Source organism: Colwellia sp. E2M01 (assembly GCF_018860585.1).
Lineage (GTDB): Bacteria > Pseudomonadota > Gammaproteobacteria > Enterobacterales > Alteromonadaceae > Colwellia.
Genome location: NZ_JAHKPR010000071.1, coordinates 20505 through 34820, shown reverse-complemented (window position 1 = coordinate 34820; position 14316 = coordinate 20505). Strand labels below are relative to the sequence as shown.

11 protein-coding genes and 1 tRNA gene are annotated in these 14316 nt (G+C 38.2%); 2 read left to right on the top strand and 10 right to left on the bottom strand.

The annotated features are described in order from the left end of the window. The first annotated feature begins 131 nt into the window (after positions 1 to 131). Positions 132 to 2894, top strand: coding sequence for an aconitate hydratase AcnA (gene acnA / locus KO502_RS13895; RefSeq protein ID WP_216023165.1), 2763 nt, complete (start codon positions 132 to 134; stop codon positions 2892 to 2894). A gap of 195 nt (positions 2895 to 3089) precedes the next feature. Here the strand turns inward: acnA and KO502_RS13890 are convergent. The 7 genes from KO502_RS13890 to rlmE form a co-directional block, all read right to left on the bottom strand. Further along, positions 3090 to 3174: transfer RNA gene (locus KO502_RS13890), tRNA-Leu, on the bottom strand. A gap of 103 nt (positions 3175 to 3277) precedes the next feature. Next, positions 3278 to 3682 carry a preprotein translocase subunit SecG gene (secG, locus tag KO502_RS13885; protein ID WP_216023164.1) on the bottom strand — a complete coding sequence of 135 codons (405 nt, stop codon included), beginning with the start codon at positions 3680 to 3682 and terminating at the stop codon, positions 3278 to 3280. 2 nt (positions 3683 to 3684) lie between these two features. Further along, complete coding sequence (gene tpiA, locus KO502_RS13880; RefSeq protein ID WP_216023163.1) at positions 3685 to 4452, bottom strand: triose-phosphate isomerase; 768 nt, start codon at positions 4450 to 4452, stop codon at positions 3685 to 3687. Positions 4453 to 4905: 453 nt separating this feature from the next. Next, complete coding sequence (glmM, locus tag KO502_RS13875; protein ID WP_216023162.1) at positions 4906 to 6243, bottom strand: phosphoglucosamine mutase; 1338 nt, start codon at positions 6241 to 6243, stop codon at positions 4906 to 4908. Positions 6244 to 6311: 68 nt separating this feature from the next. Continuing rightward, positions 6312 to 7142: a dihydropteroate synthase gene (gene folP / locus KO502_RS13870; protein ID WP_216023161.1), complete on the bottom strand. Its 831-nt coding sequence runs from the start codon at positions 7140 to 7142 to the stop codon at positions 6312 to 6314. 102 nt (positions 7143 to 7244) lie between these two features. Then, on the bottom strand, positions 7245 to 9212 hold the full coding sequence (ftsH, locus tag KO502_RS13865) for an ATP-dependent zinc metalloprotease FtsH (RefSeq protein WP_252730772.1): 1968 nt from the start codon (positions 9210 to 9212) through the stop codon (positions 7245 to 7247). A gap of 194 nt (positions 9213 to 9406) precedes the next feature. Beyond that, positions 9407 to 10036, bottom strand: coding sequence for a 23S rRNA (uridine(2552)-2'-O)-methyltransferase RlmE (rlmE, locus tag KO502_RS13860; RefSeq protein WP_216023159.1), 630 nt, complete (start codon positions 10034 to 10036; stop codon positions 9407 to 9409). Between the two features lie 356 nt (positions 10037 to 10392). Here rlmE and yhbY point away from each other — a divergent pair, with 356 nt between their 5' ends. Further along, positions 10393 to 10689 (top strand): ribosome assembly RNA-binding protein YhbY, encoded by a 297-nt coding sequence (yhbY, locus tag KO502_RS13855; protein WP_216023158.1) that lies wholly within the window; start codon positions 10393 to 10395, stop codon positions 10687 to 10689. Between the two features lie 119 nt (positions 10690 to 10808). On the opposite strand, the gene speB is transcribed toward yhbY, so the two are convergent. The 3 genes from speB to KO502_RS13840 all read right to left on the bottom strand — a co-directional run bounded on the left by speB (position 10809) and on the right by KO502_RS13840 (position 14273). Further along, positions 10809 to 11693 carry an agmatinase gene (gene speB, locus KO502_RS13850; RefSeq protein ID WP_216023157.1) on the bottom strand — a complete coding sequence of 295 codons (885 nt, stop codon included), beginning with the start codon at positions 11691 to 11693 and terminating at the stop codon, positions 10809 to 10811. Between the two features lie 41 nt (positions 11694 to 11734). Beyond that, entirely contained in the window at positions 11735 to 12904 is a 1170-nt protein-coding gene (gene nspC, locus KO502_RS13845) for a carboxynorspermidine decarboxylase (RefSeq protein WP_216023156.1), read from the bottom strand. Positions 12905 to 13058: 154 nt separating this feature from the next. Continuing rightward, positions 13059 to 14273 carry a saccharopine dehydrogenase family protein gene (locus tag KO502_RS13840; RefSeq protein WP_216023155.1) on the bottom strand — a complete coding sequence of 405 codons (1215 nt, stop codon included), beginning with the start codon at positions 14271 to 14273 and terminating at the stop codon, positions 13059 to 13061. Positions 14274 to 14316 lie beyond the last annotated feature (43 nt).

The following is a 14316-nucleotide window of genomic DNA, read 5'->3' as shown; positions in this document are numbered from 1 at the left end:
TATTAAAACTTACCAAAAAATAAAAGATATGGTTCTAGCCTATACCCTAGTTCAGCGATGCGATAGTATATTTAAAGTAGATTTACTAAGTTAAACGTTATTCATAAATTCATTTCAATGGAGAACAGCTAATGACCAAATCGACACAACATTTACAGAGCATGGAAATTAATGGTGATATTTGCCATTACTATAGTTTTGATAATTTAGCTAATAACTATGATCTTTCCCGCTTACCTTTCGCCGCCAAAATCCTCTTAGAAAACTTATTACGTCATGCCGATACTGACTTTGTTCAAGATAAAGATATTGAAATATTAGCCAAATGGGACGTAAAAAATTGGCAAGACACTGAAATAGCTTTTGTCCCTTCTCGCGTTATTTTACAAGATTTTACCGGGGTACCTGCAGTAGTCGATTTAGCGGCGATGCGTGATGCTATTGTAAAAATGGGCGGAACAGCGGATAAAATTAACCCGTTAAATCCCGTAGAGTTGGTGATTGACCATTCTGTTATGGTCGATGTATTTGGCAAAGCTGATGCGATGGAACAAAATACCGCTATTGAATTTCAACGTAACAATGAACGCTACCAGTTTTTACGCTGGGGTCAGCAAAGTTTCAATAACTTTAAAGTAGTACCTCCTGGTCGCGGCATAGTGCACCAAGTCAATCTCGAATATTTAGCTCGCGTTGTATTTAAAAAAGCCGATGAAAATAATCTACTTTATCCAGATACTCTAGTTGGCACAGATTCACATACCACCATGATTAATGGTTTAGGTATTTTAGGTTGGGGAGTTGGCGGCATTGAGGCGGAAGCAGCAATGTTAGGTCAACCAGTCACTATGTTATTACCTGAAATCGTGGGTTTTGAATTAACCGGTAAATTACCTGCTGGCACAACAGCAACTGATTTAGTGTTAACCGTTACCGAACAATTACGCGCCGCAGGTGTAGTCGGTAAATTTGTCGAATTTTTTGGTACCGGTGTAAATGAACTTACCTTAGCCGACAGGGCCACCATTGCCAATATGGCGCCCGAATACGGCGCAACTTGTGGTATTTTCCCAATTGATGAACAAACCATTGACTATATGGAATTAACTGGACGAGATAACGATCATATTGAACGTATCAAAACATATCTTAAAGCCATGAACATGTGGGGAACTGAATCACAACAAAATGCGGTTTATCATAACCGATTATCACTAAAGTTAGATGATGTAGTCCCTTCTATTGCCGGCCCTAAACGTCCACAAGATAGAATTTCATTAAACGCAGCAGGTGCTGCTTACAGTGATTGGTTAACATTACAAAACGGCGTTAAACATGCTGACTCAAGCCAAAAGCCAAACTCGTCTCCAACGTCGACTGAAAGCAGTTTTGAAGGTGAAGGCGGGCAACCTTCGCCAGTATTACCAGCAAGTGAGGGAGACACGGGTGTACCTTGCCAATATAAAGATGAAGACTTTTTATTAAAACACGGCTCTGTGGTAATTGCCGCGATCACAAGTTGTACTAATACCTCGAATCCATCAGTATTAATTGCTGCAGGTTTACTAGCACGAAATGCAAGAAGTCGTGGCTTAAATGTTAAACCTTGGGTTAAAACCAGTTTTGCACCTGGCTCACAAGTTGTCACAGATTATCTGCTTAAGTCAGGTTTAAATACAGACTTAGACGCCCTTGGTTTTCAACTTGTCGGCTACGGTTGTACCACTTGTATTGGTAACTCAGGTCCTTTACCAAACGAAATTAGCAAAGCTATTCATCACGGTGATTTATCAGTTACCTCGGTTTTATCAGGTAATCGTAATTTTGAAGGGCGTATACACCCCGAAATTCAAGCTAACTATCTAGCCTCTCCTCCTCTCGTAGTTGCCTATGCATTAGCGGGTAATATGAAAATAGATATTACAACAGAGCCTTTAGGTGAAGATACTTCAGGAGAATCGGTTTATTTACATGAGATCTGGCCAGATAATGATGAAATTAAACAGGTTATTGAAAGCGTTATCGACAGTTCAATGTTTACCTCTCGCTATGCTGACGTGTATAGCGGCAATAAAGATTGGCAAGCTTTAGATGTAGTAGAAAGCCAGAAGTATGATTGGCCAGATTCGACTTATGTGAAGTTACCACCATTTTTTGAGAATATCAGTACTGAAATCCCCGTCATTAATGACATTAAAAATGCGCGATGTTTATTAAAATTAGGTGATAGTGTTACCACTGATCATATATCGCCTGCAGGCTCAATTGCGCTAGATAGCCCCGCCGCTGAATACTTGCAAGGTGAAGGGGTTGCCCTTAAAGATTTTAATTCGTACGGCTCTAGACGGGGTAACCACGAAGTCATGATGCGTGGCACTTTTGCCAATGTACGTTTACGTAATTTATTAGCGCCAGGCACCGAAGGCTGTTGGACGAGAATGATGCCATCAGGTGAGAAAATGAGTGTATTTGATGCCGCCATGCAATATCAGCAACAAAACATTGCCTCAATTGTATTAGCGGGTAAAGAATACGGTACTGGTAGCTCACGCGACTGGGCGGCAAAAGGCCCTGCTTTATTAGGGGTTAAAGCCGTTATAGCCCAAAGCTATGAGCGTATTCATCGCTCAAACTTAGTTGGCATGGGTATTCTACCTTTACAATTTATGCCAGATGAAAGCGCCGATTCATTAAAATTAACCGGTGAAGAGCAATTTAGCATTCCCGCGATAAATGCCGATCAAAAAACAGCGACTGTCTCTGTTATTGCAAGTGATGGTAGTGAAAAGTCATTTGACGTTATGATCAGAATTGATACACCAAATGAATTTAGCTATTACCAAAATGGCGGTATTTTGCATTATGTACTACGAAATTTAGCCGCGACAAGCTAAATCGATGGTAATCCTCATTTTCAATGGAGATCAGAAGTAGGCACTTTTCTTTGTGTTAAGAAAAAGAATCATAAATGACTAAAAGAAATACAATTAGATCCTCTATTCGTGCTGAAATTATTTTATGCTTACAACCAAACAAAAAAAGGCCGATTCATTGAATCGGCCTTTAAATATCTATTTGTATAAGTTTAGTGGTGCGGTTGGGGGGACTTGAACCCCCACGACCTAAGTCACCAGCCCCTCAAGCTGGCGCGTCTACCAATTCCGCCACAACCGCGCAATACTAAACCTATATACTCTATTTTACTAAACTAACTAACTGAGGTGTTAATTAGGTTTTCTTAAATTCTTATCATCACTCTGAGTAATACTTTAAAATATTACTCAGGTACGCTGCTATTTTCTTCTTTACTAGCAACGTCATCAGCAGCTGGAACATCATTGTTTTGAGCAGCAGGTAAAGTTGCTTCATCAATACTTTCACTTGGAATTGAATCAACGGCTTGCTCAACTGGCACTTCTAAGTTATTCCATTCATCAACAGCTTTAGTACGGTTAGCAGTTAAGTTACCTAAAACTAAACTAATAGCAAAAAATGCTACGGCTAAGTAAGTTGTTGTTGAGGTAAGAAAGTTACCTGAACCGCCTGAGCCAAATACTGTTGCAGAAGAGCCTGCACCAAAAGATGCTCCCATATCTGCGCCTTTACCTTGTTGGATTAATACTAAACCAATAAGGGCTAAAGCAATTATTACGTAGGCGATAATTAATACTTGATACAACATTTCTATTTTCCTTTGGCTGCAGAACAAATAATTTTAAATTGCTCGGCTTGTAAACTAGCACCACCAATAAGACCACCGTCTATATCAGGTTGTGCAAATAATTCTTCACAGTTAGCTGCATTAACGCTGCCACCGTAGAGTAACGATATATTTGCCGCCACTTGATCACATTGTTTAGCGATAAGTTGACGTATAAAATAATGTGTTTCTTGTGCCATAGCACTTGATGCTGGGTTACCTGTACCTATTGCCCAAACTGGCTCATAAGAGATAATAACATCACTAAAATTCTTTATGCCTATTTCATCGATAACAGGTTGGATCTGGGACATTAACACAGATTCAATCTTACCGCTGCTACGTTCTTCTTCAGTTTCACCAATACAGAGTATAGGGCTCAAACCTGCTTTTAATACTGCATGAACTTTACTAGCAACTTGCTCTGAAGTTTCATTATATACACTTCTACGCTCTGAGTGCCCAACAATGACATATTTTATCGATAAGTCATTCAACATATTTGTTGAAACTTCACCCGTATGGGCACCATCGAAAAATTTACTTACCGTTTGCGCTCCAACATGAATAATTTCATTTAAATTAGCAGCTTTTATTTTCTGATTTAATTCAGATAAATAAGGGAAACTTGGGCAAATAATGACTTCTACATTTGATGACTCTAAGTCTTTTAAGCCCAAAAGCATTGAATCAACTAAGGCTAAATCACCGTTCATTTTCCAATTTGCAGCTACAATTACTCTTCTTGTCATTTCCACCTCTGAGCCATGATACTTATATTACAACTTCAGTATTACGACTGCAGTTAACACAAAATAGAGTCATTGCTAAAATGAAGCCGCGAGATAGTAACCAACCTACGCAAAAGATACAAGTATTTAACACAATATCTTTTACTGCTTGTAGTTTTTTTATACTCGCTACCGACTTATTCTTACGTATTTTATAATTACGGCATTAAAGTAGCATTATTCTGCTTTTATCTTAGCTAAAAGGATCTAGTTAGCGTCCTTTTAGCTTATAGCGCTTAACTAGGATCTATTGATATTTCGAGATTACTTTTACAGCAATTTGTTTGATCTTCTTTGGATTAAGAACAGACAAGGTAGAGCATGTGACGTGTAGTTGGCTACACGAATATGCGATAACGCCGTCTAAATTTTAATTCTGAAAGATCAACAGCCCCTAGTATTCGATAAATAACATTACTTAACCAACTTCACTAAATCAGCAATTTTATTCGCCAACAACGTGACTTCATCATCATCAGGGCCTTCAACCATAACACGTATAAGCGGCTCAGTGCCTGATTTGCGTAATAATACTCGACCACGGCCACTTAATGTTTCATTAACTTCATCAACGGCAGCAAGTACAGCTTTATCTTCTAATGGATCGTTTGCACCTTCAAAACGTACATTAACAAGTAACTGTGGCAACATGGTTATGCCTTGACGTAACTCAAACAGTGATTTTTTTTGCTTTGTTACCGCGGTGAGAACATTTAACGCCGCAATAATACCGTCTCCTGTAGAGGTATGATTTAAGTTGATAACATGGCCTGAATTTTCAGCTCCTAATTGCCAACCTTTCTCGCGAAGTAATTCCATAACATAACGATCACCCACATTACTACGAGCAAAGTCTATATTAAGTTTTTTTAAAGCAAGTTCTAACCCCATATTGCTCATTAAGGTGCCAACTACGCCACCCTCTTTACGACCTGACTTAAGATCATTACAGGCGATAATATAAATAATTTCATCACCGTCAATCACATAACCTGTGTGATCAACCATCATGATGCGATCACCGTCACCATCAAGAGCAACACCTAAGTCAGCTTCATGCTCAACTACCGCTTTACTGATAGCTGCCATTGATGTTGCACCACAACCATCATTAATGTTTGTACCATTTGGCGCGGTACCAATTTCAATAACCGTAGCGCCTAGTTCACGAAATACGTTCGGGGCTATGTGATAAGTTGCACCATGGGCGCAATCGACTACTATTTTAAGTCCTTTGAGGGACATTTTACTTGGAAAGTTACTTTTACAAAATTCAATATAACGACCCGCAGCATCGTTAATACGATTTGCTTTACCTAATTTAGCAGACTCAACACACCCCATAGGTTTGTCTAATTCAGACTCAATCGCTAATTCAACTTCGTCAGGTAATTTTTCACCTGACTGAGAGAAGAATTTTATACCATTATCATAAAAAGGATTATGTGATGCACTAATAACAATGCCGGCTTCAGCTCTAAAAGTTTTAGTTAAATACGCAATACCTGGCGTTGGCATTGGGCCTAATAAACCAACATCGATACCTGCCGCTGAAAAGCCTGCTTCAAGTGCAGATTCAAGCATGTAACCTGAAATACGTGTATCTTTACCAATCAGTACTTTTTTGGTGCCTTGAGTTGCGAGTACTTTACCTGCGGCATAGCCTAGCTTCATAACAAAGTTTGGGGTAATTGGGTATTGTCCGACTAAACCACGAATACCATCGGTACCAAAATATTTACGATCTGACATATTATTCCTTAAATTCTTTTCACAATAATATCAATTATCATGTTTATATTTTATATTTTATGAATTAGCTAATACTGATATTTCTGAGTAATAGCTAATACTTTAAGTGCATCAACTGTTTCTTTTACGTCATGCACTCTAATAATTTTAGCTTGCTGCTGTGCCGCTATTATAGCGGTAGTTAAACTCCCTGCAAGACGTTCATCGACTTTACGTTCTAATAAGTTACCTATCATTGATTTTCTCGATGTACCAGAGAGAATAGATAAACCTAAGTCATCAAATTTGTGCAGTTGAGCGAGTAATTGGTAATTTTGCTCTAGTGTTTTGCCAAAACCAAAACCAGGGTCTAAAATAATGCGATTTTGATTAATTCCTGCTTGTTCACATGCTTCAATACGCTCAATAAAAAATTGTTTAATATCGCCGATAAGATCGCTATATTGCGGGTTATTTTGCATGGTGCGCGGCAAACCTTGCATGTGCATTAAACAAACCGGTACATCGCTATTAGCTAAAACGTTTAAACACCCCTCATTTTGCAAAGCACGAACGTCATTAATAATATCAGCACCCTGCTCTATGCTCTGTGCCATAACCGCCGCTTTACTGGTATCTATTGAGACTTTAATATCGTAATTAGTTTTTATTGCTTTAAGTAATGGAATAACACGCGCTAGTTCATCAGCCTCACTGACTTCAACAGCGCCTGGGCGTGTTGATTCACCACCTATATCAATAATATCAACGCCATCATCAATCATTTTTTGAACTTGTTTTAACGCATTATCAAATGATGCAAACTTACCACCATCAGAAAAAGAGTCTGGAGTTATGTTTAAAATTCCCATTACAAGTGGCTGAGTTAAACTGCTAAAATATTTATTGGTGAGAGCCATTTTAAAATCTTTATATAAGTTAAGTTTATTTAGAAAATACACATAAGAAAAAGCCTCGGTACTTATTACTAAATACCGAGGCTTTATTATTCATAACAAGAATTAACTCACTGTATCGCCACTTGGTTTGCTTGTATCAGGCGTTACTTCTTTTACTGGTTCAGCTTTGGCTTCAACAGGAGTTTCTTCTGCAGCTTTACCGTTACTATTATCTGAGTTAGAGCTTGAGCTACCTTTATCATCCCAGCCTGCTGGCGGGCGTACTGGTGTTCTAGCCATTAAATCATCAATTTGTAGTGCGTCAATTGTTTCATATTTCATTAAACAATCTTTCATGGCGTGTAATACGTCCATGTTATCTTTGATTAACTTTTCAGCTCTTTCATAGTTACGGTTAATTACCGCTCTGATCTCTTCATCAATCGATTTCGCTGTTTCATCAGACATGTGTAATGATTTAGCAGAGGTACGACCTAAGAATACTTCACCTTCTTCTTCGGCGAACAACATTGGCCCCATTTTATCAGATAACCCCCATTGGGTTACCATTTTACGGGCAATGTTAGTTGCACGTTCAATATCATTCGAAGCACCCGTTGAGACCTTGTCGCTGCCGTAAATAACATCTTCTGCAATACGACCGCCGTATAAAGACGATATATTACTTTCTAAATGCTGTTTAGAGTGACTAAATCTATCTTGCTCAGGTAAGTACATAGTTACCCCAAGCGCACGACCACGTGGAATAATACTTACTTTATAAACTGGATCATGATCTGGCACTAAACGGCCAACAATTGCATGGCCAGCTTCATGGTAAGCGGTCATTTCTCTTTCAGACTCACTCATCACCATAGTTTTGCGCTCTGAGCCCATCATTATTTTGTCTTTAGCTTCATCAAACTGCTTCATGCTAACTAAGCGAAGTCCGCTACGTGCCGCACATAAAGCGGCTTCGTTTACTAAGTTAGCTAAATCTGCACCTGAAAAGCCTGGTGTACCTCGGGCAATAACTTGTGCTTCAACATCATCACCTAAAGGTACTTTGCGCATGTGCACTTTAAGAATTTGCTCACGACCTTTAATGTCTGGTAAACCTACTGTTACTTGACGGTCAAAACGACCTGGACGAAGTAAAGCAGGGTCTAATACGTCTGGACGGTTAGTTGCAGCAATTACAATAACGCCTTCGTTACCTTCAAAGCCATCCATTTCAACCAACATTTGGTTAAGGGTTTGTTCACGTTCATCGTGTCCGCCGCCCATACCTGCACCACGTTGACGACCTACTGCATCAATTTCATCGATGAAGATAATACAAGGGGCTGATTTTTTAGCTTGTTCAAACATATCACGAACACGCGATGCACCAACACCGACAAACATTTCAACAAAGTCTGAGCCTGAGATGGTAAAGAAAGGTACTTTCGCTTCACCGGCAATAGCTTTAGCTAATAAGGTTTTACCTGTACCGGGTTGACCTACTAATAAAATACCTGATGGAATACGACCACCTAGTTTTTGGAAGCGTGTTGGCTCTTTTAAGTAATCAACTAACTCAGCAACATCTTCTTTCGCTTCATCACAACCAGCAACATCAGCAAACGTTGTTTTAATTTGCTCTTCGGTTAATTGGCGTGCTTTACTTTTACCAAATGACATAGCGCCTTTACCGCCACCGCCTTGCATTTGACGCATAAAGAATATCCATACACCAATAAGTAAGATCATTGGGAACCAAGAAACGAAAATAGTGGTTAAGAAACTCGTTTCTTCAGGTAATTTACCTTCCGCACGCACACCTTGTTTAACAAGGTCGTTAATTAAATCACGATCATAGCCACCAGGGATAACGGTTTTATATGCTTCACCACTACTCTTTTCGCCAGTAATCACGCCATTTCTATCGACACTTGCGTCTCGAATTTGTCCTTGACGTACATCCTTAATAAAGCGGGTGTAATCCATTTGTTGATTATTTGAGCTATTCGGAGTAAAACTCTGAAATACGCTCATTAAAACAACTGCAATAACTAACCATAAAATAAGATTTTTTGCCATATCGCTCAACTTAATGACCTCTTTTGGTATTTAACATTGGGTATTTATATTTATTAACATTATTTATTAACATTATTTATTAACATTATTTATTAACATAAAACTATACTAGTCTATTGTGTCTAATTTACTACAATTCAAGGCTTTGAGCTATCTAACTTTAGTTGTTAGTAATAACTCGTTACAACTTAAATTTTTTCTTTCTAACCTTTATAACCTGTACCGACCAAATATACTTCTCTGGAGCGTGCTCTTGATGACTCTGGTTTACGGGTTTTAACGGTTTTAAAAACAGCACGAGTAGCTTTCATATATTCTTCAAAACCGGCGCCTTGGAATACTTTTACCACAAAGGAGCCATTAGGTTTTAATACTTCGCTACACATGTCTAAAGCTAATTCAACTAAATACATACTACGCGCTGAATCGGCACTTTCATTACCTGTCATGTTCGCTGCCATATCAGACATAACAACATCGATGTTTCTGCCGTTAATTCGATTTAATAACGCATCAAGCACTTCTTCTTCACGAAAGTCACCTTCAAGGAAGTCTACACCAACAATTGAGTCCATTGGCAAAATATCACAAGCAATAACCTTTCCTTTGTCGCCAACCGCTTTTACCGCATACTCAGACCAACCACCTGGCGCAGCACCTAAGTCGACAACTTTCATGCCTGGTTTTATTAATTTATCTTTGTTGTTTATTTCTTCAATTTTAAAAACTGCGCGTGAACGTAGTCCTAATTTTTGTGCTTTTTTTACGTATTCATCTTCAAAGTGTTCGTCTAACCAACGTTGACTACTGGCTTTATGCTTTTTAGTGGCCATATTTTTTCTTACTCAGAATAGCTTTAAGGTGATTTTAGCGAGGGGAATAGTTTAATAGTGAAACACTAATTATAATAATCATTAGCACAAAGTTCATTAAGTATTCGATGTAAACTCGTTAATCCCTGTTAAGGTAAAGCTAAAATACCTTAGCTTGGCGCTGCTCTCAACCCTAATGACTAGCTAATGTTAAATTAACTACATTAGTTGGTTTATGTTTCGCCTATAATTAATATCGAAATTGATATCGAAATAAAATTTATAAACTTAATGAAAATACTATAACTAATTAGTATTACTGATTAGATAAGGGTAAAATAGACCCAATTCAAGGCAACGGGTAACGAAATTTAGTAATGAGCTTAAATAAAAAACAAATTCAACATCTTCGCGGTGTAGCACACTCTTTAAAACCTATCGTTTTATTAGGTAATAATGGCTTAACAGAAGCGGTTGTTGCTGAAATTGACTATGCACTTAATCATCACGAATTAATCAAAGTTAAAATTCCAACTGATGATAAAGAAACGAAAGCATTAATCGTTGAAGCGATTTGTCGTGAAACGAATGCAACTAAAGTACAAGTAATTGGTAAAACATTAATTATTTACCGTGAAAGTGCTGAAAAGAAAATTAGAATTCCTAAAATATAATTTAGAGTTTAGCATCTAAAACCTAGGTTTTAGGTGCTAAAATGAAAAAGCCAAGTGAGTGTCACTTGGCTTTTTTGATCAGCGGTTTCAAAAATATATCTGCAAACAGTTATTAATAATTAACGATTACGCTCAACAATACCCATCATTTTATAGGTTAAAAATGATGCGGCGAAGTCATAGGCATGGAAACCATTAATCGGCGCAAATTCCATAATATCAAAACCAATGATGTTACGTTGTTTAGCGACACTTTCAAATAAACTCAACGTTTGATACCAACTTAAGCCGCCAGGCACTGGCGTACCTGTAGATGGAAATACCGATGGATCCATGCCATCAATATCTAAAGTAAAAAACACATTTTTTGGAAAATCTTCAGGTAATGTTATTTCATTAATGTTATTCGGTACTAAGTCATCAGCATCAATAAAATGTACATTCGCTGCTTTACGTGTTTCAACTTCTTCTTCGCAGAACGCGCGAATACCTAATTGAAATAACGGAATACCCAAATCAACAATGCGTTTCATCACAGAAGCATGACTTAATTTGTCACCTTCATAGGCATCGCGTAAATCGGCGTGTGCATCAATTTGCACAATGCCAATATCATTTACGTTAACTACACCGCTTTCAAGTAAACCTTTGATAACGCCATAAGTTACTGTGTGCTCACCGCCTAACACCACAGGAATTTTAGCAAAGTCACCGGCTATTTTAGTCGCAGCAGCAATGTTCTCAATAACCTGTTCAGGACTAACACTACAATCAACTACCGGATGAGTATAAATACCCTGCTCGCACGGTTTAGATTTACCATCCCACTCTTCTAATTGCCATGAGGCTTTTAATATCGCAGACGGTCCTAAACTAGTACCGCCACCGTATGAAACACTTGCTTCATAAGGTACAGGAATAACGTGGAACAAAGCATCTTCAGGTTTGCCTTGTGCTATTTCAGAGCCAAGAAAAATTGGATATTCGCTGTCGAATTCATCCATGGGTATTCCTTAAAGTTATGTTTTAAATATTAATAAGTAAATTATGACAAACGGTTTTTAAAGTCATCATAACCAAACTCTTTTACAAGTTTTAGTTCATCAGTCTTTGAATTCCACAAGGCTAACGCCGGTAAACCTATACCATTAAAAGTACTTGTTTTTACCATGGTATAATGTGACATATCATCAAACGCTACACGTTGCCCAATAACTAATGGTTTGGCAAAACTGTAATCACCCATTACATCACCTGCTAAACAGGTCATGCCGCCTAGGCGATAAGTGTGTTCAAGTTCATTAGCTTCACCTGAATCTAAAATATGCGCGCGATATGGCATCTCTAATGTATCTGGCATGTGACACGTTGCTGAGGTATCAAGTATTGCTTGTGGTAACGTATTCCAAGTAATATCGAGTACTTCACTGACTAAAACACCACTATGAATAGCAACCGCTTCTCCGGGTTCGATATAAACTTGCACATCATACTTTTGTGCAAAGTTTTTAATTAGGGTGATTAAACCTTCAACATCATAATCATCAGCAGTTATGTGGTGACCACCACCAAAGTTAATCCACTGCATTTGTCCTAAAAGATGACCGAACTTTGCTTCAACAGCGGTAACTGTGCGCGCTAAAGGCTCAAATTTTTGCTCGCAAAGAGTATGAAAGTGTAAGCCTGAAATACCTTCAAGGTTATTTTCATCTAGCTCACTTAGTGGAATACCTAAACGTGAACCTGGCGCACAAGGATCGTAAATAGGGGTTGTCCCTTCTGAATGCTCTGGGTTTATACGTAAACCAAACTTTAACTCCGGGCGCTGTGCTTTAGCTGCTTTTATTTCAGTTTGGAAACGTTGCCATTGTCCGCATGAGTTAAACACTACGTGATCAGCCAAAGATAATATCTCGGTCATTTCGTTAGCTTTATAAGCGGCAGAAAACACATGGGTTTCACCACCATAAGCTTCTTTACCTAATAACAATTCATGTAAACCACTGGCACAAGTACCGCTAAGGTATTTACCTGTTAATCCACCTAACTGCCAAAAAGAAAACGCTTTTAATGCCGCTAACACTTTTGCGCCACTTTGCGTTTGCACGTAATGAAGTTTTTGTAAGTTTTTTTCAATTACCGCTTCATCAACGACAAAACAAGGGGATGGCACGCGGTTTAAATCAAAGTTTAAAAAAGTAATACTCGCTGTCATTTTTATTCACTTTAAACAAAGAACTTTATAGGAGCTATATATAACTTGCCCCATAATGAATTAACCACGAACTAAGTGCTCGTGGTTAATATTATTAATCGTTTACTAACTTCTTACTAAAAAGATCTTAACTAATTACTTATCTAGTGACTCTCTAAATACTCTCTAAAGAAAAGGTATCTAATTCGATAACTTTCCAAGGTAAACCGTGCTTATTCATGTCTTCCATAAATGGGTCTGGGTTAAGTTGCTCCATGTTCCACACGCCTGGTTTCATCCATTTACCTTCTAACATCATTTTAGCGCCAATCATTGCTGGTACGCCTGTGGTGTAAGAAATAGCTTGTGATTCAACTTCCGCATAACATTCTTGATGATCACAAATATTATAAAGGTAAACAATTTTCTCTTTGCCGTCTTTAATACCGCGAACCACACAACCAATACAAGTTTTGCCTTTAGTGCGCGGCCCTAAACTTGCCGGATCAGGCAGTAATTGACGTAAAAATTGAATTGGTACAATTGATTGACCATTAAATTCAACTGGCTCAATGCCTGTCATACCTACATTACCTAAAACTTCTAAATGGTTGAGGTAATTTTGTGAAAAACTCATCCAAAACTGTGCACGTTTTAACGTTGGAAAATGCTTAGTTAATGACTCTAATTCTTCATGGTACATACGGTAAATATCAAAAGTACCTACATTGTCTGGGCAAGTAAATTTAGCTGACTTACTCATAGCATCAGTTGTGACAAACTCACCATCTTCCCAGTGACGACATTCTGCGGTAACTTCGCGAATATTAATTTCTGGGTTAAAGTTAGTTGCAAACGGGTAACCGTGATCGCCGCCGTTGACATCAATAATGTCTAACTCATGAATTTCATCAAAGTAATGCTTCGCAATATACGCAGTAAACATGTTGGTAGCGCCCGGATCAAAACCTGATCCAAGTAATGCCATTAAGCCTGCTTTCTCGAACTTATCTTGATAAGCCCATTGCCAATGATATTCAAACTTAGCGGTATCAAGTGGCTCATAGTTTGCTGTATCTAAATAATGTACACCTGCTTCTAAACACGCGTCCATTATGTGTAAATCTTGATAAGGTAAAGCTACGTTAATCACTAGCTTAGGCTTTTCTTCTTTAAGTAATGCCACCATTTCTGGAACATTGTCCGCATCAACTTGTACGGTACGCATTTTAACGCCAGTTTTCGCTTCAACTTGTTTAGCGATCGCATCACATTTTGCAACCGTACGACTTGCTAATACTACTTCAGAGAACACGCTAGCAACTTGGGCGCATTTATGAGCAACAACGCCGCCAACACCACCAGCACCAACAATCATGACTTTAGTCATTATAAATTCCTTAAAAAAACACTTTCATTAATATTTTTAATAA